Origin of the sequence: Bradyrhizobium sp. HKCCYLS20291, from assembly GCF_051167715.1 — a bacterium.
Classification (GTDB): domain Bacteria; phylum Pseudomonadota; class Alphaproteobacteria; order Rhizobiales; family Xanthobacteraceae; genus Bradyrhizobium.
The window spans coordinates 111,086-134,990 of record NZ_JBNPTO010000015.1 but is presented as its reverse complement, the minus strand read 5'-3'; the positions used below and the strand labels follow the sequence as shown (position 1 = coordinate 134,990).

The window sequence follows — 23,905 nt, the reverse complement described above, 5'->3', positions numbered from 1 at the left end:
GATGGCCCACACTTCTGATGCCACCGCGACGCCGTCGACGCGTCGTGCCATTCCGTCCAGCCTGTTCGCAGCGTGCTTCGCGCTCGCCTGCATCAATGCGACGTTCTTTCCGGCCGGTCTTTTGTCCGGCGTCTGGATCTGGGGGGCTGACGGGCTCGGCATCCCCACCGACTTCGTCAACGTCTGGGCGGCCGGCAAGCTGGCGCTGCAGGGCCAGCCGGCGCTGGCCTGGGACTGGGACGTGCAGCGTCGGATCGAGCTCGATCTGCTGGGGCAGGATTTCCCGGGCTATTTCGCCTGGCACTATCCGCCGCCGTTCCTGTTCGTTGCGGCCTTCCTCGCGCAATTTCCCTACGTCATCGCCTTTGCCGCCTGGGCCTATGCGAGCTTCATCCCGTTCGCGCTGGTGATGCGCGCCATCGTCGGGCGGAGCTTCGGCCTGCTGCTCGCGGCGGGCTTTCCGGCGCTGTTCTCGAACACTTTGGTCGGGCAGAACGGATGTCTCACCGCGGCCCTCGTCGGCGGCACCTTGTATCTGCTGCCGGTGCGGCCAGTGCTGGCCGGGATCTGTCTCGGGCTGCTGACCTACAAGCCGCAATATGGCCTGCTGTTTCCGATCGTCCTGATCGCAAGCCAGCGCTGGACTGCGTTTGCCTCCGCGAGCATCACCGCTGTCCTGCTGGCGCTGGTGTCCTGGCTCGCCTTCGGGCTGGAGAGCTGGCAGGCCTTCGTGCACTGGATGCCGGCGTTCTCCCAGGCGTTTCTGACCGAGGGCAAGGCCACCTGGTGGAAGTTGCAGAGCCTGTTCTCCATGGTGCGCTATTTCGGCGGCTCCGAAGCGCTGGGCTGGACTGTGCAATGGGTGTTCACCGCGGCGGTCGCCGTGGTGCTGGTGATCGTGTGGCGGAGCCCGGTCCGCTACGCGCTCAAGGCCGCGGCGCTGGCCGTCGGACTGCTGCTCACGACGCCCTATCTGTTCATGTACGACATGATGGTGCAGGCGATCGCGGTGGCCTGGCTGGTGCGGATCGGTCTCAGCGAAGGGTTCCGCCGCTATGAGCTGCCGGCGCTCGGCGGCAGCGCCGCGCTGCAGATCACCTTCATGGTCAGCGGAATTCCTCTTGGCCTGGCGTCCAACCTAATCGTCGGCGGCCTCGTTCTGGCTCGGGCGGGCGGATGGTGGCGGCGGCAGCCAGCGGACGTCCACGCGGTCCCCGCCGCGGCTTGAGGGCCGGGCTTCGGCCCCTGCGCAACAACGCTCTTGTGTTGTGCTCTGAACAGGTGTTCAGTTCTTCCCGAGATTTGGGAGGACCTTCCTCCAAAAAAGACTGAACCAGCATTCGCCAGGTCCTGCCTGGACGACATGCGTCCGGGACGAGAAACGCCATGGTCTACCGGCGAACCCACCAGGTCGTGAAACGGCTCGCCGCGCGCCGCAGCGCCATCCTGGCCGCCGCGCGTGACGCCGCTGCCGAGGGCGGCATGTCGGCCGTCCAGATCGCCCCCGTGGCGGTCCGCGCCAATGTCGCGGCCGGCACCGTGTACCGCTACTTTCCTTCCAAGGCCGACCTGATTTCGGAGCTGATCGCCGAGGTGTCGCGCGACGAGCTCGCCGCCGTCCGCCGCGCCGCCGATGCGGCGCCCGGGCCGTCCTCGGCTCTCGCCGCCGCCGTGTCGACGGTCGCCGTCCACGTCCTGTCCCAGCGCAAGCTCGCCTGGGGCATCCTGGCCGAGCCAGTCGACGTCGATGTTACCGCCTCGCGTATCGCCAGCCGTCGGGAGATCGTCGGCGAGATTGCCTCCCGGATCGATGCCGCCGTCCGCGCTGGCCATCTGCCGGCGCAGGATACCCAGCTGGCGGCAACGGCGTTGCTGGGCGCGCTGCACGAGGCGCTGGTCGGACCGCTCGCGACCGATATCCATGAGGATCCCGCCAAGCTCCGTGACACCGTTCAGGCCGTCACACTGCTGGCGTTGCGCGCGGTCGGTGTGATGGATGCGCGTGCCCGCGGTCTCGTCGTGCAGGCCGTGTTGCCGGTGAAGAGCCTGGTCGGCGCCTGAGCGCCACCCCCGGCGCTTAAGCAAGGATTCATGCCTGGCCGCCATGGTCGAGTGCGGCGCCGGGACGGCCGCCGTGGCTCTCGATTCCCAGGCGTTGCTCCCGCATCCATGGCCCTCGCACGCAAACAATTGGCGACGCCGCTCGTGATCGCCGGATCGGCGGCCGCAGGCGCCATCTATGCCTACCTCGCCGGCGAGGACATCAATTGGGATTGGCAGAACTATCACGAATATGCCGGCTACGCGCTGCTGCATGGCCGCTTCGACGTCGACGTCGCGCCCGGCGGTTTTCAGAGCTACCTCAATCCGCTGATCTATGTGTTGCCTTACGTTGTCCGGCACGGGCTCGCTGCGCCCTGGTGGGGGATCGCGCTCGGCGCGCTGCACGGGCTCACGCTGGTCATCGTGTACTGGGTTGCGCGGATGCTGCTGGGGCGCATGGCCAATGCCGCCACGCTCGCCGCCGCTGTCGTGATCGCCGCGCTCAGCCCCATGGCGCTGTCCGAGGTCGGTACCAGCTTCGCCGACATCCTCACCGCGATGCCGATCCTCGCCGCGATCGGGCTGATGTTCAGTGATGACGAGCAGCGCGGGCGACGGTTCGTGCTCGCCGGATTGCTGATCGGCGCGGCCACTGGATTGAAGCTCACCAACGCGATCTTCCTGGTCGGTGCCGGCGTGTCGCTGCTGCTGGTCGCGCAGCCGTTGCGCGCCATGATCGGCTTTGCCGGCGGCAGTGCGCTGGCCGGGATCGTCACGGCGGGACCATGGGCGCTGAAGATGGCGCGTGATTTCGGCAGTCCGCTCTATCCGTTCTACAACAGCATCTTCCGCTCGCCCGAGGCGCCGCTGGTCTCGATCGCCGACACGCGCTTCATGCCGCATGGTGTGCTGGATGCGCTCGCCTATCCGTTCTACTGGGTGATCGGCAAACATCCGTCCTCGGAGGAGCCGTTTCGCGATCCGCGCTTCGCCACCCTCATCGTGCTGCTGATCGCGCTGGTGGTCACCGGCCTCTGGCAGAAGCGCGAGGTGCTGCCGCTGCGCGATCGGCGTCTCATCATCTTCTTCTGGGTCAGCTACGTCCTATGGCTGCTGGCCTTCTCGATTCAGCGCTATCTGATGCCGCTGGAATTGCTGTCGGCGCCGTTGATCCTGCTGCTGCTGCTGCGCCTGATCGAAGCCTGGCGCGAACCGGTCTCGCCGGGCGCGACATCAGGGCGGGTGCAGGGCGCCGTCATCGCCGTGGCGCTTCTCATCGCGCTGACGTCCATGCCGACCGACTGGATGCGGCGGCCCTGGTCGGATCCGTACCGGCCGCAACTCGCGCAGGCGCTGCAACAACCGGCCACCTTCCTGCTGCTGCACAAGCCGCTCGGCTACATCGTCTCGCTGCTGCCGGAAGGCTCGCGCGTGTATCAGCTGTCCGAAGTGGTCGTTCCGATCGTCCCGGGCGGCGTGCGCGACCGCCGCATTCGCGCCGGCCTATCAGATGCGCTGCCCGGCGGCGTGTGGGCGTTGTATTTTTCCAAGTACCGGGACGACAATCCGCCACGGCTCGAGGCGCTCGCGGACTACGATCTCGGGATCGACGATCCCGATCATTGTGAGCGCATTCCAGCCGTCGACAGCATCGACATCCTGGCCTGCCGGGCAACGCCGCGCGGCGCGGCCGCGGCATCGACCGCGGGCCTGAAGCCAAGTAGCAGCACCGACTGATCAGCTCAGACTGATAAGCTCAGAGATTGGCTTCGCTGGACGGCCCGACATAGGCGATGCGCACCATGTTGGTGGTGCCGGGTGTGCCGAGCGGAACGCCGGCGACCACGATCACGCGCTGGCCGGCGCGCACGAAGCCGTCGCGGAACGCGATCGAGCCGGCACGTTCGACCATGTCGTCCTGGTCACGGGCATCCTCCGCCACCACGCAATGCACGCCCCACACCACCGAAAGCCTGCGGCCGGTCGCCAGATTGGGCGTGATCGCCACCACCGGCGGCTTCGGCCGTTCGCGCGCGACGCGGACGGCGGTGGAGCCGGACGATGTCCAGCAGATGATGGCGGGCAGGTCGAGGGTCTCGGCGATCCGCCGCGCGGCCTCGGCGATGGCATCGCCGGCGGTGGATTCGGGCTCGGGGCGCTGGGCTGCGATCACCGAGCGGTAGACGGCGTCGCGCTCGACCTCTTCGCCGATCCTGTTCATGGTCGCGACGGCCTCGACCGGAAACTTGCCGGCCGCCGACTCCGCCGACAGCATGATCGCATCGGCGCCCTCATAGACGGCGGTGGCGACGTCGGAGACTTCCGCGCGGGTCGGGACCGGCGACTGGATCATCGATTCCAGCATCTGCGTCGCGACCACCACCGGCTTGCCGGCGCGGCGCGCCAGCCGCGTCATCTGCTTCTGCAGGCCGGGCACGCGCTCCAGCGGCAGCTCCACGCCGAGATCGCCACGCGCCACCATCAGGGCGTCGGAGACGTCGACGATGTCATTGAGACGGTCGATTGCCTGCGGCTTCTCGATCTTGGACATCACGGCGGCGCGGCCGCGGATGATCTTCTTCGCCTCGAGCACGTCGTCGGCGCGCTGCACGAAGGACAGGGCGATCCAGTCGACGCCGGTGTTGAGCGCCGCGTCGAGATCGGCGCGATCCTTCGGCGTCATCGCCGAGACCGGCAGGTCGGTGTCGGGAAGGCTGACGCCCTTGCGGTCCGACATTTTGCCGCCGATCACCACCCGCGTGACCGCGCGGGTCGGCGAGGTCTCCTCGGCGATCAGCCGCACCTTGCCGTCGTCCAGCAGCAGCGCGTGACCGGGCTGCAGCGCGGCCAGGATCTCCGGGTGGGGCAGGTGGACCCGGGTCGCGTCGCCGGGCGTCTTGTCGGAGTCGAGCAGGAAGCTCTGGCCGTTGTTCAGCTGCACCGGCCCGTCGGCGAAGGTACCGACCCTTAGCTTCGGCCCCTGCAGATCGACCAGAATGCCGATCGGCCGGCCGTAGCTGGATTCGACGCTGCGGATCGTCGCCACCATCTCCCGCAGCTTGTCGTGCGGGGTGTGGCTCATGTTGATCCGGAAGATGTCGGCGCCGGCCTCGAACAGCTTGCGAATCATCGCGCTGTCCGACGATGCCGGGCCGAGCGTGGCGAGGATCTTGATGCGTCGCAGCCGCCTCATGGTTTCGGCGCTAGCCCCGGCGCGCCCGCGGGCGGCGTTCCCTGCGCCCCATTGGGCAGACCCGGCACATTGCCTCCTGGACCCAGGGTGCCCGGAATGCCGGGAACGCGCTGCTGCGCCGGCTGCTCGTTGGCCTCGGTCAGCTGCACCGTCCAGGCGCGCTGGTCCCCGGTGTCGACCTCGAAGAAGCCGGTCCGGTCGAAGCCGCGGGCCAGACAATTGTCGGTGCCCTTGATGGTGAATTCCTTGTCCCGCGAGCACATGAACGCCTGGCCCGACCATTCGCCGCCGCGGTCATAGTCGAGCGCGTAGATGTAGTAATAGCGCGCCACCAGCGTGCCCTTGAGCAGGGTTTCGCAACTGCGAGATGACACGTTCCACCAGCCTTCGGTGGTCCAACCCTCGGCATCCTTGTAGCCGAGGGCGATCCCGACCCGGCTCGAGGTGTTGTTGCACAGCCGGAAATCGGCTGCCGCCGGGCTGGAGGACAGACACAACGCGGCGAGCCCAAGCAGCGAAAGCAGTCCGAAACCGGGGCGGCGGGGAATGCGATGCAAGAGGGAGGAGGTTTTGGGGATCATTGCGCGACGCTATATCAAACGTTGGATGATGTCGCGTGACTCGGCTGCGGCTGTCAACGGCAAGGCGACATCGTGGCAACGGCGGATGCGCGCGCGATTCTCGCCCGTGACGGTGCTGCGATATGTAAAAGCCAGCGACGACGCCGCATCCTATAGCAGACATCCGTCATGGCGCGGAACAGGGAACGAAAGAGACGACGATGGACACCACCACCAGAACCGAGCTCGAAGCCGCCGCTTTCCGCCGGCTCGTCGAGCACCTGCGGACCAGAACCGACGTTCAGAACATCGACCTGATGAATCTGGCCGGGTTCTGCCGCAACTGCCTCTCCAACTGGCTGAAGGACGCAGCCGATGCCAAGGGGGCGGCCCTGACCAAGGATGAGAGCCGCGAGGCCGTCTATGGCATGCCCTATGAGGAATGGAAGGCGAAGTATCAGCGCGAGGCCAGCGCCGAGCAGATCGAGACGATGAAGAAGGTGCATCCGGGCCACTGAGCCCTCCAGCCCGGGCTGGCGGTCTGCGAATCGGGCTGCTGTCCGGGAGACGCACAAAAGGCAAGCAGCGTGGCCGATGATGTGGCCGCGCTGCTCGTCGTGCCCAACAACATGTGGGCGCTCTGTGGATGAGGGCGATGTCAGCTTGACGCAGGGCACGCCAGATTTGAGGGTCGCGCCGAGCACGCGCGCCTCACCGGCGCCTTCACAGGACACACGAGTTCCACTCAGGAGTATCAGATGGCCACCTCCGCCGCCGCGAAGGACGACGACTCGCCCGCGACCCGCTTTGCCGTAGATCAGCTCAAGTCGATCATCGAGCGCATCGAACGGCTGGAGGAGGAGAAGAAGGCAATCTCCGAAGACATCAAGGACGTGTACGCCGAGAGCAAAGGCAATGGCTTCGACGTGAAGGCGCTGCGCACCATCATCCGGCTGCGCAAGCAGGATCCGAATGAGCGCCAGGAAGAGGAAAGCATTCTCGAGACCTACATGCAGGCGCTCGGGATGATCTGAGCCGCCGCGCCCCCCACGCCCGAGGACGTTCGATGCCCCCGAAATCAACCGCCGGGGGCATTTGCGTTGTGAGGTCGTGTCGCAGGAGGCGCCTGCCTGCTCAGCGCAACGCGGCGGCGCGCATCGTGAAGCTTCGGGTTTCGAGCTTGATGATCGCAGGCCCGCTGAACTGGTCGTAGCTCAGTCCCGGCGTCGGATCGGCGGCGAAGCCGAGGGCCAGCGCCACCTGCGGCTTGACGAAGAAGCTGCGCATAACCGTCAGGTCGGCATCGCCCATCTTGGTGACCGACATCGACGACGACGCGCTTGGCGTCAGCATGATCGCCCGCATCCAGGTCGAATCCGGACCCTTGGCAGCCGCGATCCGCGTCGACATCGTGATCAGGCCATCCTGGCCCTGGCCGTTCCTGGCGGCCGGCGCTGCCGTTTCCGGGGCGGGGGCTGCACTGCGAGTCGCGGGTCGGGAGTTGCGCGCGGGAATCGGTGCCGTCGCGGCAGTGCTACGATCGACGGAGGAGGGCGGCGGAGCGAAGGCCATCGCCTCCATCAGGCTGGCAGTCTGCGACGGCTCGATCGTCGACAGCGCCCGGCGGGCGTTGATCGCCGCCACCTGCTCGGGCGTCGCCTGCCTGGGCGTGCTCGGATTGTCGCCCCAGAAGCCGCGCGCGTTGATGATGTCGGCAACGCTCTGTGGCGCGCCCTCACGTGACCCGCCGGCGATCGCGCTCGTGGTCTCCGGCTTCGCATCCGGCTTGGATTCTGACTTGGCTTCAGACTTGGCCGCCACCGGCTGCGCGCCCTGCGAATCGGCCGAAGCGAGCTGCAGGGCATTGGTGATCTTGCCGCGAGCCGTCGACTTGGTGTCTGCCTGCTTCGCAGTGAGCGCGGCAGTCTGCACCGGCTTCGTCTCCGCCTCCGACGCTTCCTCGTCATCCTCGGTCGGGCGTCCGCGGAACAGCCGCGCGAACAGGCTGGGCCTGCCGCCCGAGGCGTCGTCGCCGTTGCCGCGCTTCTCGATCTCGGCCTTGGCGAGCTCATAGCCCTTCAGCGGCACGCCATTGGTCGGAACGTGCACGGTCTTGCCGTCCGGGAACACGCGGGCGAGCTGGTCGGCGGTCATGCGCGGCCAGTGGCGGATGTTGCCGGTGTCCAGGTGGACGAAGGGCGAGCCGCTGGTCGGATAGAAGCCGACGCCGCCGCGCTGCAGGCGCAGGCCGGCGAAGCGGATCTGCTCCAGCGGCACGCCGGGAATGTAGAAGTCCATCGCGTGGCCGAGCATGTGCTGGCTGTGGCGGGCGACCCCGGAATGCGCCGAGCGCCGGCGCAGCATCGAGTTGGTGGCAGGAGAACGGTATGACGAGATGATCTGGATTGGCTGCTTGCCGTCGACGTCGCGATAGACTTCCCAAAGGATGTCGAACAGCCGACGGTCCATGACCGTCTCGTCCTGGGTCCGCCAATCGCGCAGGAAGTGGTTGAGCTTCTTCAGCGAGTCTTCGTCGTAGCGGCCTTCGCGCTTGAACGTGACCGTCAGATCTTCGCCGGAATGGGTGTGGTGGAAGGCGAGGGTCTTGGTCTCGTTGAGGGCCGCCGCATCATGCACCGTTCCGGCACCGAGCAGCAGCAGCAGAGCTGCCAGCCCGTACTGGCATCCAGCCTTCCAACCCGAAACCGATTGGCGCGCGAAAACAGACAGCAAATGCAGCCCACCCCGTCGACGAGCGTTTACGCAATACCCTCTTGCGGCCCGTCCGGCGGAAGAGAGAGGAAACGCTTACCTAAGGCGGGATGGTTAAGGGATACTGACCGACCCGCCCCCCAATTACCCTTAACATATACTCTTGAGTGTGGCGAAAAAGTGCCATCGAATCGTGGTTGATCATTGTGGTTAACCTAAAATGAAAGACCTCGCCGGCGGAAGCCCGCCGGCGAGGTCTTTGATCTCTCATCGAAATTCAGGTTGGGCCGAAGCCCTGATCAGCGGGTGAAGACCCGCCGTGCCGGGCGTCCGACCGGGGCCGGCGGGGTCGGCTGACCGCCACCACCGAACAGACGTTCGAAGAAGTTGGGGCCGGGGGAGGGGCCGGACGAGAAGCTGTTGTCGCTGACGTTGACCGCGTTGGGCAGCGGTCCCTTCGGCCGCGAATAGTTCGGCTGCGCGTGGGCGACGACGTTCTCGAGATCCTTGCCGCGGCTGTTCTTGAGGATCGAGATCATGGCCGCGTCGCGGCCATAGACGTCCTTGCGGAGCTGGAGCTTGCCGGCATCGTCGACGAAGGCGGTCTGGTAGGTGATGTTGACCGGGATCGGCGTCGGGAATTTCAGGTCGATCTCGCTCGAACCGTACATGCTGCGGATGCGCTCCGGCGTGTAACGCTCGCCCGGCATGGTCAGGTTCAGCAGCACCGATGCGTATTGATCCGGGTACTGAACGCGCATGCAGCCGTGGCTGAAGGCGCGTTCGTCGCGCGCGAACAGGTTCTTGTCCGGCGTGTCGTGCTGATAGACCAGGAACTTGTTCGGGAAGTTGAAGCGGATGCGGCCGAGCGCGTTGGCTTCGCCCGGTGGCTGCGAGATGTGGATCGAGCCGTCGCGGGCGCGCTCCAGCCGCAATCCCATGCGGTCGAGCACGGTCGGATCCTGCTGCAGCGCGGGCAGATACTCGTTGTAGATGATCGACGGCGGCACGTTCCAGGTCGGATTGACGGTGATGAACTTCATCGTCTCGCTGAGCAGCGGCGTCGCGTGCTGGCCCGGCTTGCCGGTCACGACGCGGGTGGTCCACACCTGGGCGCCGTGCTGCATCACCTTGAGTGTATAGTCCGGAACGTTCAGGATCACATAGGCATCGCCGATCGCGGGCGCGCCGAGGTCACGCGGCAGCCAGCGCCAGCGCTCCATGTTGACGACGATCGTGTCGATCTGCTTGTCGCGCTTCGGCGTGTTCAGCGCCTTCACGGTGCGGTCGTCCAGCACGCCGGTCGGCTTGAGATCGACGCTGTCCTGGAATTTGCGGACTGCGGCGGCAACCTTGGCGTCGTAGCGGATGTCGTCGAGGTTCTCGGTCATGCCGAGCTTGGCGCGCAGCTTCGGCACGCGCGGGTCCGACATCTGCGCCTCGGCCTCCGGCGCATTCTTGCCGCGCGCCGGCGTGTATTTCAGCGGCTCGCCTTCGTCGATGATGATCGGGGGGCCGTCCTGGCCGCCGCGCAACTCGGCGAGCTTGGCGCGAAGCAGCTTGTAGAGCTTGTGCGGCGGGTTGTAGCCCTCCAGCGCCGCGGAGGCGTTCTTCGCCCCGGTCACGTTGGCGAGCACCTCGTTCGGGTCGATCGGGTGCTCGGGATACTGGATGTCGGCGGAGACCTGCGACCAGTGCATCCGACCGCTCTGGGCCTGACGCGCGTAGTCCATCATGCTCTCGGTGAGCTTGAGGTCGGCCTCCGCGAGCGCGTCCGGCGCCGAGCCGGCAGCGGCGAAGTCGGGCACCGGGTAGTCGGCGGGGTTGAGGCCGTCGGCAGCGGCGTCCTTGAGCCGGGCAATCACGCCCTTGGCGGCCGGAGTCAGAGTGCCCGCCTGCGTCCAGATCGGCGCGTAGTCGCGGCCGGTGTAGAACTTCTCGACCGCCGCGCGCTCCGCCTTGCGATCGAAATAGCGCTGACCCTTGGTGGCGATCAAGTCGCGCAGGCGGTCCGCAACCGGCTGGTCCGCCGCGGGAACGTTGCTCGCCGCCTTGACCGGATCCTTGGCAGGCTCGGGCGCGGTCGCAGTGGCCGGGGCCGCCGCCGGCGGGTTTGCAACGTTCTTGGCCGGATCGGCCGCAGGTGCTGCGGCGGAGTCGATGGGCTTGGTGGGTTCGGGCGCCTTGGCCTGGCTGGGCGAGACGGTCGCGGTCGTGTCGGGCTTGAAATCGCTGGCGGTGGGCGGCGGCACGTTGGCAGGCTCAGGGATCGGGACTGCCGCATCGATGGCCAAGTCGGCAGCGCTGCGCGGCGTATCCCCCTGGGCGAGGGCCGCGGTCGAGGACATCGCGAGGAAGGCTGCCGCAACGGCCATCAGCACCCGGTCATATCCGCCGCGGGTGGTCACACAATCTCGCATCGTCAATCCCTCGGATGATTCTGTTCCGCCAGGAACAGGGTCGGTAACAAGGTCGCTTCTGCCCGCCGGCTTCGGCTCAAGTACCCGCGAGTGAGAATGGGTCACGCCTGCACGCAAAGAATCACGCTCAAACGGTACTCAAGCCCCACTTCTGCGGCCAGCGCCACACGGGACAACTCACGACAAACTGACTCTTGGGAAACCCCGGCCAAACCGATCGTGCGTTTGTGCCACGCGTCTTTTCCTTTGTCTGTCACCGCAAGGCAACGGTTCAGAGGTTCTATCGTTGCGCGGTGTTGCGGCATTTTTCGGACATGAGCCGAGCGCAACGATGTCTCCTGACACAATCGGCTCAGCCAAGCGGCGGGCTCTCCGTGGTGGGCGTTTCGCCATTGGCCTCGTCGAGCTTGCGGTACAGCGTGGAGCGTCCGATCTTGAGACGCCGCGCCACCTCCGACATCTGGCCGCGATAGTGGGCGATGGCAAAGCGGATGATCTCGTGCTCCAGCTCCTCGAGCGGCCGCACCTCGCCGCCGGCGGTCAGCAGCGGCAGACTTCCGTGAGAGGGCAGGGGTGCGATGGGTACTTCACTACCCGGCACCATGGCGGGAAGCGACGAGATGGGCCGGTCCACCGTGAGCGGCGGCGCCGGCTCCACCGGCGGCGCATGCGTGGGGATCAGAGGGAAATCGGCCACATCGAGCTGGTCGGCCTCGCTCATGACCACCGCACGATAGACGGCGTTCTCGAGCTGGCGGATGTTGCCGGGCCAGTCGAGATTGGCCAGATAGGCCACGGCCTCGCCGGCAATGCCCGAGACGGCGCGATTCTCCTCCGCTGCGAACCGTGCCAGGAAGTGCCGCAGCAGGTGAGGAATGTCCTCGCGGCGCGCGCGCAGCGGCGGAATCGTCAGCGGCAGCACGTGCAGCCGGTAGAACAGATCCTCGCGGAAATGGCCTTCCTTGACGCGGTCCAGCAGCCGGCGGTTGGTCGCCGAGATGATGCGGACGTCGACCTTGACCGGCTTGCGGCCGCCAACCGCCTCGACGGCGCCCTCCTGCAGCGCGCGGAGCAGCTTGACCTGCGCGGTGAGCGGCAGCTCCGAGACCTCGTCGAGGAACAGCGTGCCGCCATGAGCCTCGACGAACTTGCCCATGTGACGCTCGGTCGCGCCGGTGAATGCCCCCTTCTCGTGGCCGAACAGGATCGACTCCACGAGATTGTCCGGGATCGCGCCGCAATTGACCGCGACGAACGGCTTGGTCTTGCGCTCGCTGGTGCCATGGATGGCGCGGGCGAACAGTTCCTTGCCGACGCCCGATTCGCCTTCGATCAGCACGGGGATCGACGAGGCCGCAGCCTTCTCGGCGATGCGAAGGATCGGCGTCATGGCTTCGGCGCGGGTGATGATGTCCGAGAAAGTCAGCCGCCCTTCGCGGCTGTGCCGTATCCGCTGCAGCTCGCCCTTCAGCGCCGAGGTATTGAGCGCATTGCGCAGCGAGACCTGCAGCCGCTCCATGCCGACAGGTTTGACGACGAAATCCAGCGCTCCGGCGCGCATCGCGGAGACCACGTTGTCGATGCCGCCATGTGCGGTCTGCACGATTACCGGAATCGCAATTCCGGCCTCGCGCATCTTGGAGAGCACGCCCATGCCGTCGAGGCCGGGCATCACGAGATCGAGCACGATCGCATCGATCGGACCGGCATCGGGATGGGTCAGCTTCTCGATCACGGCGTCGCCGGTCTCGACGACGACCGCCTCGTAGCCGCATTTCTGCACCATGTTCTCCACCAGCCGGCGCTGGACCGGATCATCATCGGCAATCAAAATGCTGGCAGCCATGGCTTTCCTTGCACGCTACGACTATCTGTCTCGAATCGGGGCACTCTCGCCGACGCCGATTAACGCAACCTTAAACCTCGCTGATCGGGATAAACGTTCGAACAACAGGTTACCCATCCGATGACCTCGCGCGCCTCTTCTGCCCTTCGCAAGCCCACCAGATCCGCTCCGTCTTCCAAAGCCGCCAATTCCAAAGCCAAGCCGGCCAAGAAGTCGGCGGCCAAGCCGGCCTCCAAGGCCAAGCCTGCAGTGTCCAAGACTTCAGTGTCCAAGCCTGCAGTCTCGAAGACTGCGCGTGGTGCAACAGCCAAATCGTCGGCCAAGCCCGCAAAGAAGGTGGTCACGGCAAAGGCCGGCATCGGTGCGCTGCCCGAGTGGAATCTCGGCGACCTTTATACCGGCATCGACGCCCCGGAGATCGCTCACGATCTCGCGAAGATGGACGCCGAATGCGTCGCGTTTGAGACCGACTACAAGGGCAAGCTCGCCGAGCATGTCGCGCGCGAAGATGGCGGCGAATGGCTCGCAGGAGCGGTGCGTCGTTACGAAGCAATCGACGATGTCGCGGGACGGCTTGGCTCGTTCGCAGGTCTCGCGCATGCCGGCGACAGTGTCGACCCGGCGATCTCGAAGTTCTACGGCGACATCTCCGAGCGGCTGACTTCCGCGTCGACGCATCTGCTGTTCTTTCCGCTGGAGCTTAACCGCATCGACGACGCGGTGATCGAGCGTGCGATGGAAACCCCGGCGCTCGGCCACTACCGGCCGTGGATCGAGGATCTGCGCAAGGACAAGCCCTATCAGCTCGAGGATCGCGTCGAGCAGCTGTTCCACGAGAAGTCGCAGACGGGCTATTCCGCCTGGAACCGGCTGTTCGACCAGACCATCGCGGGTTTGCGCTTCCAGGTCGGCGGCAAGGAGCTTGCGATCGAGCCGACGCTCAGTTTCCTGCAGGACCGCGACGGTGCCAAGCGCAAGGCCGCAGCCGAAGCGCTGGCCAAGACTTTCAAGGCCAATGAGCGCACCTTCGCGCTGATAACCAACACGCTCGCCAAGGACAAGGACATCTCCGACCGCTGGCGCGGCTTCCAGGATGTCGCCGACTCGCGGCATCTCAACAACCGCGTCGAGCGCGAGGTGGTCGATGCGCTGGTGGCATCGGTGCGAGCAGCCTATCCGAAGCTGTCGCACCGCTACTATCACCTCAAGGCGCGCTGGTTCAAAAAGAAGAAGCTCGCGCATTGGGACCGCAACGCGCCGCTGCCCTTCGCGGCCAACGCCACCATCGCATGGCCGGAAGCCAAGAGCATGGTGCTGACGGCCTATCGCGGCTTCTCGCCCGAGATGGCCGACATCGCGCAGCGCTTCTTCGACCAGAGCTGGATCGACGCGCCGGTGCGGCCCGGCAAGGCGCCCGGTGCGTTCTCGCATCCGACGACGCCGTCGGCGCATCCCTATGTGCTGATGAACTACCAGGGCAAACCGCGCGACGTGATGACGCTCGCGCACGAGCTCGGCCACGGCGTGCATCAGGTGCTGGCGGCGAAGAACGGCGCGCTGATGGCGCCGACGCCGCTGACGCTGGCGGAGACCGCGAGCGTGTTCGGCGAGATGCTGACCTTCAAGCGCCTGCTGTCCGAGACTAAGGACGGCAAGCAGCGCCAGGCGCTGCTCGCCGGCAAGGTCGAGGACATGATCAACACGGTGGTGCGGCAGATCGCGTTCTATTCGTTCGAGCGCGCCGTGCACACCGAGCGCAAGAACGGCGAGCTGACCGCCGAGCGGCTCGGCCAGATCTGGATGTCGGTGCAGACCGAGAGCCTCGGCGAGGCGATCGAGATCAAGCCGGGCTACGAGAACTTCTGGATGTACATCCCGCACTTCATCCATTCGCCGTTCTACGTCTACGCCTACGCGTTCGGCGACTGTCTCGTGAACTCGCTCTATGCCGTCTACGAGCACGCCGCCGAGGGCTTCGCCGAGCGCTACCTCGCCATGCTCGCGGCCGGCGGCACTAAGCATTATTCCGAGCTGCTCAAGCCTTTCGGGCTCGACGCCAAGGATCCCAAGTTCTGGGACGGAGGCCTGTCGGTAATCGCCGGCATGATCGACGAGCTGGAGGCGATGGGGTAGGGGTGTAAAACATTTGTTGAACGGATCAAGGAGGCGCGTTATACATTTGTACAACGTGCCTCATTGCGTTTGGGCGGGCCTCAATGAAGATCGAGATCAAGAAGATCGGCAATTCTGACGGGCTACTGCTGCCGCGCGAGTTGATGCAGCGGCTCGATCTCAAACGCGGTCAGCAGCTGCATATCGTGGAACTGCCCGGCGGGGGGTTCCAGGCGCTTCCCTACGATCCGGATTTCGATAGGACGATGGAAATCGCCGACGGGCTCATGGACGAGTATCGCGACACGCTTGCCGCGCTCGCCAAATGAGCGAGCAGCAGGAGCCGCTCTGGATCACCTACGAGCAGGCCATCGCGATCCATGCGCGACAGCTGCGCCGCTTCGGCGGCGCGCCGGGATTGCGCGATGAAGGCATGCTGCGCTCAGCTCTGGAGCGCCCGATCAACAAATGGAGCTATGAGCAGGCCACGCTGCCAGAGCTTGCCGCAGCCTACGCGTTCGGGTTGGCCAAGAACCACGCCTTCGTCGACGGCAACAAGCGCATCGCCTTCATGGCGATGATGACATTTCTGCGCAGAAACGAAATCGCATTTGCACCGGACCCTGCTCAGGCGACTGCCGTCATCCTCGCCCTCGCCGCCGGCGAGGTCAGCGAGGCCAGTCTGACGCGCTGGATCCGTGACAATTGGCCTCGCCAATAGGTCGATCGGAAAAACCGATAAAACTGCCTTGCATGCCAGCCGTTGCCCTTGCATTGGCTTTGGGGTATGCGACCTTAACAAAGCATATTCTCTCTGGGGGACCCCGATGGCAGACCATGGCCAGATCGCCTACTCGACGGCTGACGGCAACGACTACGCGGCGCATGAAGCAACCTATGAGGGCTTCATCGCGCTGGTGAAGTACGGCACGATCGGTGTCGGCCTCATCGTCATCTTGATGGCTATTTTCCTCGCCTAATGTCGTTTTCGGCCCGCTGGCGTGACCGTCGGCGGGCTTTCAGCTGAGCGCTGTCAAGGCTGCCTGCTGAAGACAATGGACGTCCCGCCCTTAAAGCTCGCGCGCGCATTCGCGCCGGAGGCCTCATGAAGATTGCCGTCGCCAAGGAAATCGACCCGTTGGAGCCGCGGGTCGCCGCCTCTCCCGATACGGTGAAGAAGTTCAAGGCTTTGGGCGCCGAGATCGCGATCGAGCCCGGCGCTGGCATCAAGTCCGGCGTGCCGGATGCGGAGTTCACGGCGGCTGGCGCGACCGTGAGCGCGGATGCGCTCAAGGACGCCGACATCATCATCAAGGTGAAGCGGCCCGAGGCCTCCGAGCTCGCCAGTTACCGCCGCGGCGCGCTGGTGTTCGCGATCATGGACCCTTACGGCAACGACGCAGCCCTGAAGGCGATGGCCGATGCCGGGATTGCGGCCTTCGCAATGGAGCTGATGCCACGCATTACCCGCGCGCAGGTGATGGACGTGCTGTCGAGCCAGGCCAACCTCGCCGGCTACCGCGCCGTCATCGAAGGCGCCGAGGCGTTCGGCCGCGCCTTTCCGATGATGATGACCGCCGCCGGCACCGTGCCGGCGACCAAGGTCTTCATCATGGGCGTCGGCGTCGCCGGACTGCAGGCCATCGCGACCGCGCGCCGGCTGGGCGCCATCGTCTCCGCGACCGACGTGCGTCCGGCCACTAAGGAGCAGGTCGAGAGCCTTGGCGCCAAGTTCCTCGCCGTTGAGGACGAGGAGTTCAAGAACGCGCAGACCGCGGGCGGCTACGCCAAGGAAATGTCCAAGGAGTACCAGGCCAAGCAGGCGGCGCTGACGGCGGAACACATCAAGAAGCAGGACGTCATCATCACGACCGCACTGATCCCGGGCCGCCCGGCGCCGCGGCTGGTCACCATGGAGATGGTGAAGTCGATGCGCCCCGGCTCCGTGCTGGTCGATCTCGCGGTCGAGCGCGGCGGCAACGTCGAAGGCGTCAAGCTTGGCGAGATCGTCGACATCGACGGCGTGAAGATCATCGGTTTCCCGAATCTGGCAGGCCGTGTCCCTGCCTCGGCCTCGGGACTCTACGCCCGCAACCTGTTCTCCTTCATCGAGACGATGATCGACAAAAAGGAGAAGACGCTGGCGGTGAACTGGGACGACGAACTGGTCAAGGCCACGGCTTTGACAAAGGACGGCGCCATCGTCCACCCGAACTTCCAGCCCAAGGCCTGAGGAGCAAAGCCATGGAACATGTCGTCCAAGCCGTCGATCCCTTCGTCTTCCGGCTTTCGATTTTCGTGCTGGCGGTCTTCGTCGGCTACTTCGTGGTGTGGTCGGTGACGCCGGCCCTGCATACGCCGCTGATGTCGGTGACCAATGCGATCTCCTCGGTGATCGTGGTCGGCGCGCTGCTCGCAGTCGGCGTTCCCATGCTGTCGAGCGGCAGCGGTCTGGCGCGGGCGTTCGGCTTCGTCGCGCTGATCTTCGCTTGCGTGAACATCTTCGGAGGCTTCCTCGTCACCCAGCGCATGCTCGCGATGTACAAGAAGAAGTCCAAATAACAACGTCGCTTAACAACGCCGCACGACGCGGGATGACAGGCACAACGGGGCATCTGCAATGAACGCCAATCTGTCGGCACTCCTTTATCTCGTGGCGGGTGTGCTGTTCATCCTGTCGCTCCGCGGGCTGTCGAGCCCGGCCAGCAGCCGCCAGGGCAATTTCTTCGGCATGGCCGGCATGGCGATCGCTGTGGTCACCACACTCGCCGGCCATCCGCCGGCGGATGCGGTGGCCTGGATCCTGGTGATCCTGGGCGTCGCGATCGGCGGCGGTATCGGTGCGGTCATCGCGCGCCGGGTGCCGATGACGGCGATGCCGGAGCTGGTCGCGGCGTTCCACTCGCTGGTCGGCATGGCCGCGGTGCTGGTCGCCGCGGGCGCGTTCTTTGCGCCGGAAGCCTTCGACATCGGCACGCCCGGCAACATCCATCCGCAGAGCCTGGTCGAGATGTCGCTCGGCGTCGCCATCGGCGCGCTGACGTTCACCGGCTCGGTGATCGCCTTCATGAAGCTGTCGGGACGGATGAGCGGCGCACCGATCATGCTGCCCGCGCGCCATCTCATCAACATTGCGCTCGCTGTCGCGCTGGTGTTCTTCGTCGTCCGCCTCGTGATGACCGGCGGCGGCTTCGACTTCCTGATGGTCACGTTGCTGGCGCTGGCCCTCGGCGTGCTGATGATCATCCCGATCGGCGGCGCCGACATGCCGGTCGTGATCTCGATGCTGAACTCCTATTCGGGTTGGGCGGCCGCCGGCATCGGCTTCACGCTCGGCAATTCGGCGCTGATCATCACCGGCGCGCTGGTCGGCTCGTCCGGCGCGATCCTGTCCTACATCATGTGCCACGCGATGAACCGGTCCTTCATCTCGGTCATCCTCGGCGGTTTCGGCGGTGAGACGGCGACTGCGGGCGCAGGCACGGGCGAGCAGAAGCCGGCCAAGCTCGGCTCGGCCGACGACGCGGCCTTCATCATGAAGAACGCCTCCAAGGTTATCATCGTGCCCGGTTACGGCATGGCGGTCGCCCAGGCCCAGCACGCGCTGCGCGAGATGGCCGACACGCTGAAGAAGGAAGGCGTCGAGGTGAAGTACGCGATTCATCCGGTTGCGGGCCGCATGCCCGGCCACATGAACGTGCTGCTCGCCGAGGCCAACGTGCCCTATGACGAGGTGTTCGAACTCGAGGACATCAACTCCGAGTTCGCCCAGGCAGACATCGCCTTCGTCATCGGCGCCAACGACGTCACCAATCCGGCGGCGGAAGAGGACAAGACCTCTCCGATCTACGGCATGCCGGTGCTGCAGGTCTGGAAGGCCGGCACCGTGATGTTCATCAAGCGCTCGCTCGCCTCGGGCTATGCCGGCATCGACAATCCGCTGTTCTATCGCGACAACACGATGATGCTGCTCGGCGACGCCAAGAAGATGACCGAGAACATCGTCAAGGCGATGTAGGCGAGACCAGCAGGAGCCATGACGATCCTGAAATGGCTCCTGATTGTCCTGGTGGCACTCTATGTCACCGCTCTTGCCGTGCTGTTCGCACGCCAGCGCGCCATGCTGTTTCCGATCCCGCCGGTCGGCCGCACGCCGCCGGCTTTGGCGGGATTTGCGCAGGCTGAAGAGCACGTGCTGACGTCGGCAGACGGTGAGAAGATCATCGCTTGGCACGTCCCGGCACAGCCCGGCCGCAAGGTTGTCCTGTACTTTCCGGGGAACGGCGATTTCCTCGCCGGCGTGGTCTCGCGCTTCAAGGCGATCACCGCCGACGGCACCGGTCTCGTCGCGCTGTCGTATCGCGGCTACGCGGGATCGAGCGGCAGCCCCAGCGAGACCGGCCTGCTTCAGGATGCCGCAGCCGCCTATGCATTCACGCGGGAGCGTTACGATGCGGCGCGCATCGTCGCCTGGGGCTTCTCGCTCGGCAGCGGCGTGGCAACCGCCATTGCCGCCGACCATCCCATCGCCAAGCTGATCCTCGAAGCGCCGTACACGTCGACTGTCGATGTCGCCTCGGAGATGCTGAAAGTGGTTCCCGTCGGTCTGCTGATGCTCGACCGCTTCCATTCTGACCGGCGCATCGCCAAGGTGCATGTGCCGCTTTTGATCATGCATGGAGCGAAGGATCCTGCGATCTCGATCCGGTTCGGGGAACGATTGGTCGCACTTGCGCATGACCCCAAGCGCTTCGTACGGTTTCCCGAGGGCGGCCACAACGATCTGGATCTTTTTGGTGCGACGGATACGGCAAAGAATTTCATCAACGACCCGTAGCGCTCACGTCTCAGGATGGCCGGCTCTGCTCCTGGCCGTCGTTGGTTTCGCATGTCTCCCGATCCCGGCGAACGCCGCTGAGCTGAACGGCGCAACGATGTCCTGGCCGTTCGCGCTGCCGTTCGGGGGCCTGCTGCTGTCGATCGCGCTCGGGCCGCTGCTGTTCGCCAGCTTCTGGCATCACCACTACGGCAAGATCGCCGCTTCATGGGCGTTGGTCACGCTGGCCGCCCTGGCCTGGCAGGCCGGACCGGCGGCTGCAGCCGCGGCGTTCATCCATGCGCTGCTTGCCGAATATCTCAGCTTCATCGTGCTGCTGTTCGCGCTCTATACGGTGGCTGGCGGCATCCTGGTGACCGGCGACATCCGGGGAACGCCGGCGACGAACACGGCCATTCTGGCACTCGGGACCATCATCGCGAGCGTGGTCGGCACCACGGGCGCCGCGATGATCCTGGTGCGACCGCTGATCCGCGCCAATCTGGCGCGGCCCCACAACGTGCATGTGCTGATCTTCTTCATCATCCTCGCTGCCAACGTCGGCGGCGCTTTGAGCCCGCTGGGCGACCCGCCGCTGTTCGTCGGCTTCCTGCGCGGCGTCGACTTCTTCTGGACGACGCGCAACATCTGGCTGCAGACCGCGATCGTCGCCGGATGTCTGCTCGTGATCTTTGCCGCCATCGATGCTTGGCGCTTTCGCGCGGAGAAGCCGTCGGCCACGCAGGGCAGGGGAGAGCCGGTGCGGATTCGCGGGCTCATCAACATCGTCCTGATCGCCGCGATCGTCGCCAACACACTGGTGTCAGCCACGTGGAAGCCTGGCGTCTCCTTCGACATCGTGGGCACGCATATGGAGCTGCAGAACCTCGTCCGCGACGCCCTCCTGATCGTGATCGCCGGCCTGTCGCTCTGGCTGACGCCTGACGAGCACCGCGAAGCCAACGGCTTCAACTGGGAGCCGATCCGCGAGGTCGCCAAACTGTTCGCGGCGATCTTCACGGCCATCGTGCCGGTGATCGCGATGCTCAATGCCGGGCATGAAGGCGCGTTCGGCTGGCTGCTGAATGCCGTGACCACACCGGCCGGCGCGCCGCGCGAGGTCGCCTATTTCTGGTTCACCGGCTTGATGTCGGCCTTTCTCGACAATGCGCCGACCTACCTGTTGTTCTTCGAGCTGGCGGGCGGCGATCCCAAGGTGCTGATGGGCGAGCTCTCGGGAACGCTGGCCGCGATCTCGATGGGCGCCGTGTACATGGGCGCGCTGACCTATATCGGCAATGCGCCGAACTTCATGGTTGCGGCCATTGCCAATGAGCGCGGCATCAAGATGCCGAGCTTCTTCGGCTACATGCTGGCGGCGGGCGCCGTGATGATTCCGCTGTTCGTGCTTTTGACCCTGCTGCCCATCCACCCGCTGCTCAGCTCCCATTGATCTGATCGGCGGCACTCGCGAGCCGTCCCGCGGCGGACGATCGCCGGGGCCGGGTGACGATCGCCGCGGCATCGCGCATAGTCGGGCGGAACAGGGATCGAGGACCAATTCATGAGCGTGAAGAGCGCGACGCCGGCATCGTCCGTGATCTTTCCGGGCCTGGCGATCGCACTGGTCGCGGCCGTCACCGTGGCGCATTACGACTTCACACCATCGGCGGCCGGGGTGGGGTTTGCTGCCGTGCTGCTGATCATCCTGTTCGGCACGGTGTTCGCGGCGGTCCATCACGCCGAGGTGATCGCGCATGAGATCGGCGAGCCATTCGGCACACTGCTGCTGACCCTGGCGGTGACGGTCATCGAAGTGGCGCTGATCGCGACCATCATGCTCGGCGACAAGGCCGCGCCGGCGCTGGCGCGTGATACGGTCTTTGCCGTCGTGATGATCGTCTGCAACGGCCTGGTCGGCCTCTGCGTCTTCATCGGCGGCCTGCGTTATCGCGAGCAGGATTTCCTGCTCTCCGGCGCCAATCTCTATCTCAGCGTGCTGTTTACGATGGCCACCATCACCCTGGTGCTGCCGAACTACACCTTGACCTCGCCGGGGCCGGTGTTTTCGGCGGCCCAGCTCGCCTTCGTCAGTGTGGCGACGATCCTCCTCTACGCCGTATTCCTCTACACCCAGACCAGGAGGCACCGGGATTACTTCGTCGGCAGCGCGGCCGGCTTCAGCGATGACGATGTACGTTTGCCACGGCGGCAGCTGCTGCTCAGCGTCGGGCTGTTGCTGCTGGCCTTGCTCGCGGTGGTGATGCTGGCCAAGAAATTCTCTCTGGTCGTCGATGCCGGAGTCGCGGCGACCGGCGCGCCGCCGGCTGTGGCGGGTGTGCTGGTGGCGCTGCTGATCCTGCTGCCGGAGAGCGTGGCGGCGCTGTCCGCGGCGCGCGCCAACGACCTGCAGAAGAGCATCAACCTGGCGCTGGGGTCCTCGCTCGCCACGATCGGCCTGACCATCCCGGCCGTCGCGGTCGCCGCCTACGCGCTGCAGAAGCAACTCGTGCTCGGGCTCGATGCACAGGGAATGGTGCTGCTGGTGCTGACCTTCATTCTGAGCATGCTGACCTTCGGCACCGGGCGGACGAACATCCTGTTCGGGCTGGTGCACATGGTGGTGTTCGCGATATTCCTGTTCCTGCTCTTCGTGCCCTGATTTCCTGCGAGGTCCCCATGCTCAGCGCCCAATCCGACGTCCAGGTCGACACGCCCGAGGTCCGCGTCACGGAGTGGCGGCTGGCGCCCGGCAGCGCGACGGGGCGCCACATTCATGAGATGGACTATGTCATCGTGCCCGTCACCGCGGGGGAGATGACGATCGTGGCGCCGTCGGGCGAGCGCTCCAAGGCGCAGCTCGCAACCGGAAAATCCTACTTCCGCAAAGCCGGCGTCGAACACGATGTGCTGAACGAGACCAGTTCCGAGATCGTTTTCCTGGAAGTTGAATTGAAGCCGTAACCAATTGTTTACCGGGATGCCGCTGATTGTGGTATCTTGAGCCGGCGATCCGGAGTGCTGTTGCAGCGCCGTTGTGATGTTGAACGGCCGCAGGGCTCGCGTTCCAAAGGCTTTCAGAATAACGACTTTCGGCGGCCCCGCGCTTGTGTGCATTGCAGGTGGCGAGCTTCGGAAGGTGGGGAATGGTCCCTTAATTGTGCCTCAAAGTTCCCGCAAATACCGCGCGGGAGTGGTCAGCATGCTGAAATATCTCACAAAGTTCGCCATGGAGATCATCCCGTCGGTGGTGGCCACCATCATCGGGGCCTACATCGTCAACCACTACATCAATACCAAGCCCGACTCGCCGCCATCGACCGTGGCGGCCATGGCGTCTGCGGCCTATGCCAAGCTCACGGGCTCCAAGAGCGACACGTCCAAGAGCGACACTTCCAAGAGCGACACGGCACAGTCTTCAGCCAAGGGGACGGAGCCTGCGAAGCTGGAGGCAAAGGCGGACCTCAAGGCAGATTCCAAGGCTGCCGCCAAGCCGGCCGAAACGTCGGCCGAGGTGTCCAACATCCCGGCTCCGGGCATCAAGGCCAAGGGGGTCTCCGAGAAGTCGCTGGCCGACAAGGCTTCGGAGAAGGCCGTCGACGTGAAGCCGACCGAGACGGCAAGCCTCCCCGCCGAGGAGAAGGCAGCGCGACGCGCCGTGTCGGCGCGTGAGAAGTTGATTTCTCGGGGAACGCAGACCGAGGCGCCGGCGACCCCTCCGGAGGATCGCCGCGACGCCGCTGATCTCGCCCGCGCTGCGATTGAGCGGCTGCGTGCGAGCGAAAGTGCCGGAAAGACGGCTGCAGACAAGTCCGCGAACGATTCGGCTCGCGGTGCCGGCGAACCGCCGCGGATCGCGACAATGGCGCCCCAGGTGTCGCCGGTTCGCCCGTTACCGCCGCCGGTCACGGTATCAGCGCCGCCGGCCGAGCAGGGCTTCGCCATGCCGTCGGCGACGAGCCCGAGCTACACCGGAGCATTGCAGCCCGATGGCCGTCCGACGCCACCGGCAGAGATTCCCGCGCAGCAATTGCGTCCGCTCGACCTGCGTGCCGACAGGGCTGATCCGTCGATCAAGGATCAGATGTCCAACGTCGCGCACGACATGGTGTCTGCGGCCAAGTCGGTTTTCCACTCGGTGCTTCCGAAGTAGATCGGACGCGATCTGGCGTTCCCCGCGAAGCGGTAGACCGTTGGTCTGCC

At 65.5% G+C, this 23,905-nt stretch carries 22 protein-coding genes; 17 read left to right on the top strand and 5 right to left on the bottom strand.

The features are described from left to right. Nucleotide 1: 1 nt before the first annotated feature. From ACQR07_RS27840 to ACQR07_RS27830, 3 genes are all read left to right on the top strand, one after another. Nucleotides 2-1,228 (top strand): glycosyltransferase family 87 protein, encoded by a 1,227-nt coding sequence (locus ACQR07_RS27840; protein WP_434905289.1) that lies wholly within the window; start codon nt 2-4, stop codon nt 1,226-1,228. A gap of 158 nt (nt 1,229-1,386) precedes the next feature. Beyond that, on the top strand, nt 1,387-2,061 hold the full coding sequence (locus ACQR07_RS27835; RefSeq protein WP_434865763.1) for a TetR/AcrR family transcriptional regulator: 675 nt from the start codon (nt 1,387-1,389) through the stop codon (nt 2,059-2,061). Between the two features lie 108 nt (nt 2,062-2,169). Further along, complete coding sequence (locus ACQR07_RS27830) at nt 2,170-3,780, top strand: glycosyltransferase family 87 protein (protein WP_434905288.1); 1,611 nt, start codon at nt 2,170-2,172, stop codon at nt 3,778-3,780. Nucleotides 3,781-3,799: 19 nt separating this feature from the next. Here ACQR07_RS27830 and pyk read toward each other — a convergent pair whose 3' ends face one another. Together pyk and ACQR07_RS27820 are read right to left on the bottom strand one after the other, a co-directional pair. After that, nucleotides 3,800-5,236, bottom strand: coding sequence for a pyruvate kinase (gene pyk, locus ACQR07_RS27825; protein WP_434905287.1), 1,437 nt, complete (start codon nt 5,234-5,236; stop codon nt 3,800-3,802). Beyond that, a complete protein-coding gene (locus tag ACQR07_RS27820) occupies nt 5,233-5,817 on the bottom strand; it encodes a DUF1036 domain-containing protein (RefSeq protein ID WP_434905286.1) in 585 nt (194 codons plus the stop codon). The genes pyk and ACQR07_RS27820 overlap by 4 nt, the downstream gene beginning before the upstream one ends. 200 nt (nt 5,818-6,017) lie before the next feature. Between ACQR07_RS27820 and ACQR07_RS27815 the strand changes: the two genes are divergently transcribed. Together ACQR07_RS27815 and ACQR07_RS27810 are read left to right on the top strand one after the other, a co-directional pair. Further along, nucleotides 6,018-6,314 (top strand): DUF1244 domain-containing protein, encoded by a 297-nt coding sequence (locus ACQR07_RS27815; protein ID WP_434865767.1) that lies wholly within the window; start codon nt 6,018-6,020, stop codon nt 6,312-6,314. A gap of 240 nt (nt 6,315-6,554) precedes the next feature. Then, nucleotides 6,555-6,830 (top strand): DUF2312 domain-containing protein, encoded by a 276-nt coding sequence (locus ACQR07_RS27810; protein WP_008961835.1) that lies wholly within the window; start codon nt 6,555-6,557, stop codon nt 6,828-6,830. 100 nt (nt 6,831-6,930) lie between these two features. Here the strand turns inward: ACQR07_RS27810 and ACQR07_RS27805 are convergent, their stop codons facing one another. From ACQR07_RS27805 to ACQR07_RS27795, 3 genes are all read right to left on the bottom strand, one after another. Beyond that, on the bottom strand, nt 6,931-8,529 hold the full coding sequence (locus tag ACQR07_RS27805) for a DUF882 domain-containing protein (protein ID WP_434905285.1): 1,599 nt from the start codon (nt 8,527-8,529) through the stop codon (nt 6,931-6,933). A 278-nt stretch (nt 8,530-8,807) separates the two neighbouring features. After that, nucleotides 8,808-10,883: a L,D-transpeptidase family protein gene (locus ACQR07_RS27800; RefSeq protein WP_434905336.1), complete on the bottom strand. Its 2,076-nt coding sequence runs from the start codon at nt 10,881-10,883 to the stop codon at nt 8,808-8,810. Between the two features lie 397 nt (nt 10,884-11,280). Then, on the bottom strand, nt 11,281-12,774 hold the full coding sequence (locus tag ACQR07_RS27795; RefSeq protein ID WP_434905284.1) for a sigma-54-dependent transcriptional regulator: 1,494 nt from the start codon (nt 12,772-12,774) through the stop codon (nt 11,281-11,283). Nucleotides 12,775-12,894: 120 nt separating this feature from the next. On the opposite strand from ACQR07_RS27795, the gene ACQR07_RS27790 reads away from it, so the two are divergent. From ACQR07_RS27790 to ACQR07_RS27735, 12 genes are all read left to right on the top strand, one after another. Then, nucleotides 12,895-14,907, top strand: a complete 2,013-nt coding sequence (locus ACQR07_RS27790; protein WP_434905283.1) for a M3 family oligoendopeptidase — start codon at nt 12,895-12,897, stop codon at nt 14,905-14,907. Between the two features lie 83 nt (nt 14,908-14,990). Continuing rightward, nucleotides 14,991-15,215, top strand: coding sequence for an AbrB/MazE/SpoVT family DNA-binding domain-containing protein (locus tag ACQR07_RS27785; protein ID WP_434905282.1), 225 nt, complete (start codon nt 14,991-14,993; stop codon nt 15,213-15,215). After that, entirely contained in the window at nt 15,212-15,607 is a 396-nt protein-coding gene (locus ACQR07_RS27780; protein WP_434905281.1) for a type II toxin-antitoxin system death-on-curing family toxin, read from the top strand. Before ACQR07_RS27785 ends, ACQR07_RS27780 begins: the two co-directional genes overlap by 4 nt. A 106-nt stretch (nt 15,608-15,713) precedes the next feature. Beyond that, complete coding sequence (locus ACQR07_RS27775) at nt 15,714-15,866, top strand: aa3-type cytochrome c oxidase subunit IV (protein ID WP_434865774.1); 153 nt, start codon at nt 15,714-15,716, stop codon at nt 15,864-15,866. A gap of 125 nt (nt 15,867-15,991) precedes the next feature. Further along, the gene (locus tag ACQR07_RS27770; RefSeq protein ID WP_434905280.1) at nt 15,992-17,119 is read left to right on the top strand and encodes a Re/Si-specific NAD(P)(+) transhydrogenase subunit alpha; all 1,128 of its coding nucleotides are present in this window, start codon (nt 15,992-15,994) and stop codon (nt 17,117-17,119) included. A gap of 11 nt (nt 17,120-17,130) precedes the next feature. Then, nucleotides 17,131-17,448 carry a proton-translocating transhydrogenase family protein gene (locus tag ACQR07_RS27765; RefSeq protein WP_172109941.1) on the top strand — a complete coding sequence of 106 codons (318 nt, stop codon included), beginning with the start codon at nt 17,131-17,133 and terminating at the stop codon, nt 17,446-17,448. Between the two features lie 58 nt (nt 17,449-17,506). Further along, on the top strand, nt 17,507-18,904 hold the full coding sequence (locus ACQR07_RS27760; RefSeq protein WP_434865776.1) for an NAD(P)(+) transhydrogenase (Re/Si-specific) subunit beta: 1,398 nt from the start codon (nt 17,507-17,509) through the stop codon (nt 18,902-18,904). An 18-nt stretch (nt 18,905-18,922) separates the two neighbouring features. Beyond that, on the top strand, nt 18,923-19,723 hold the full coding sequence (locus ACQR07_RS27755; protein WP_434905279.1) for an alpha/beta hydrolase: 801 nt from the start codon (nt 18,923-18,925) through the stop codon (nt 19,721-19,723). A gap of 97 nt (nt 19,724-19,820) precedes the next feature. Then, nucleotides 19,821-21,155 (top strand): sodium:proton antiporter, encoded by a 1,335-nt coding sequence (locus tag ACQR07_RS27750; RefSeq protein WP_434905278.1) that lies wholly within the window; start codon nt 19,821-19,823, stop codon nt 21,153-21,155. Nucleotides 21,156-21,266: 111 nt separating this feature from the next. After that, nucleotides 21,267-22,364, top strand: coding sequence for a calcium:proton antiporter (locus ACQR07_RS27745; protein ID WP_434905277.1), 1,098 nt, complete (start codon nt 21,267-21,269; stop codon nt 22,362-22,364). Nucleotides 22,365-22,381: 17 nt separating this feature from the next. After that, complete coding sequence (locus ACQR07_RS27740; protein ID WP_434905276.1) at nt 22,382-22,666, top strand: cupin domain-containing protein; 285 nt, start codon at nt 22,382-22,384, stop codon at nt 22,664-22,666. 238 nt (nt 22,667-22,904) lie between these two features. Continuing rightward, nucleotides 22,905-23,855 (top strand): hypothetical protein, encoded by a 951-nt coding sequence (locus ACQR07_RS27735; RefSeq protein ID WP_434905275.1) that lies wholly within the window; start codon nt 22,905-22,907, stop codon nt 23,853-23,855. Nucleotides 23,856-23,905 lie beyond the last annotated feature (50 nt).

Excerpts from the sequence above, each read along its gene's own strand:
- ACQR07_RS27775 (WP_434865774.1), top strand. The coding sequence starts at position 15,714 with ATGGCAGACCATGGCCAGATCGCCTACTCGACGGCTGACGGCAACGAC.
- ACQR07_RS27790 (WP_434905283.1), top strand. The coding sequence starts at position 12,895 with ATGACCTCGCGCGCCTCTTCTGCCCTTCGCAAGCCCACCAGATCCGCT.
- ACQR07_RS27820 (WP_434905286.1), bottom strand. The coding sequence starts at position 5,817 with ATGATCCCCAAAACCTCCTCCCTCTTGCATCGCATTCCCCGCCGCCCC.
- ACQR07_RS27745 (WP_434905277.1), top strand. The coding sequence starts at position 21,267 with ATGAGCGTGAAGAGCGCGACGCCGGCATCGTCCGTGATCTTTCCGGGC.
- ACQR07_RS27830 (WP_434905288.1), top strand. The coding sequence starts at position 2,170 with ATGGCCCTCGCACGCAAACAATTGGCGACGCCGCTCGTGATCGCCGGA.
- ACQR07_RS27810 (WP_008961835.1), top strand. The coding sequence starts at position 6,555 with ATGGCCACCTCCGCCGCCGCGAAGGACGACGACTCGCCCGCGACCCGC.
- ACQR07_RS27755 (WP_434905279.1), top strand. The coding sequence starts at position 18,923 with ATGACGATCCTGAAATGGCTCCTGATTGTCCTGGTGGCACTCTATGTC.
- ACQR07_RS27760 (WP_434865776.1), top strand. The coding sequence starts at position 17,507 with ATGAACGCCAATCTGTCGGCACTCCTTTATCTCGTGGCGGGTGTGCTG.
- ACQR07_RS27815 (WP_434865767.1), top strand. The coding sequence starts at position 6,018 with ATGGACACCACCACCAGAACCGAGCTCGAAGCCGCCGCTTTCCGCCGG.
- ACQR07_RS27765 (WP_172109941.1), top strand. The coding sequence starts at position 17,131 with ATGGAACATGTCGTCCAAGCCGTCGATCCCTTCGTCTTCCGGCTTTCG.
- ACQR07_RS27780 (WP_434905281.1), top strand. The coding sequence starts at position 15,212 with ATGAGCGAGCAGCAGGAGCCGCTCTGGATCACCTACGAGCAGGCCATC.
- ACQR07_RS27740 (WP_434905276.1), top strand. The coding sequence starts at position 22,382 with ATGCTCAGCGCCCAATCCGACGTCCAGGTCGACACGCCCGAGGTCCGC.
- ACQR07_RS27840 (WP_434905289.1), top strand. The coding sequence starts at position 2 with ATGGCCCACACTTCTGATGCCACCGCGACGCCGTCGACGCGTCGTGCC.
- ACQR07_RS27795 (WP_434905284.1), bottom strand. The coding sequence starts at position 12,774 with ATGGCTGCCAGCATTTTGATTGCCGATGATGATCCGGTCCAGCGCCGG.
- ACQR07_RS27750 (WP_434905278.1), top strand. The coding sequence starts at position 19,821 with ATGTCCTGGCCGTTCGCGCTGCCGTTCGGGGGCCTGCTGCTGTCGATC.
- ACQR07_RS27800 (WP_434905336.1), bottom strand. The coding sequence starts at position 10,883 with ATGGCCGTTGCGGCAGCCTTCCTCGCGATGTCCTCGACCGCGGCCCTC.
- pyk (WP_434905287.1), bottom strand. The coding sequence starts at position 5,236 with ATGAGGCGGCTGCGACGCATCAAGATCCTCGCCACGCTCGGCCCGGCA.
- ACQR07_RS27770 (WP_434905280.1), top strand. The coding sequence starts at position 15,992 with ATGAAGATTGCCGTCGCCAAGGAAATCGACCCGTTGGAGCCGCGGGTC.
- ACQR07_RS27785 (WP_434905282.1), top strand. The coding sequence starts at position 14,991 with ATGAAGATCGAGATCAAGAAGATCGGCAATTCTGACGGGCTACTGCTG.
- ACQR07_RS27835 (WP_434865763.1), top strand. The coding sequence starts at position 1,387 with ATGGTCTACCGGCGAACCCACCAGGTCGTGAAACGGCTCGCCGCGCGC.
- ACQR07_RS27735 (WP_434905275.1), top strand. The coding sequence starts at position 22,905 with ATGCTGAAATATCTCACAAAGTTCGCCATGGAGATCATCCCGTCGGTG.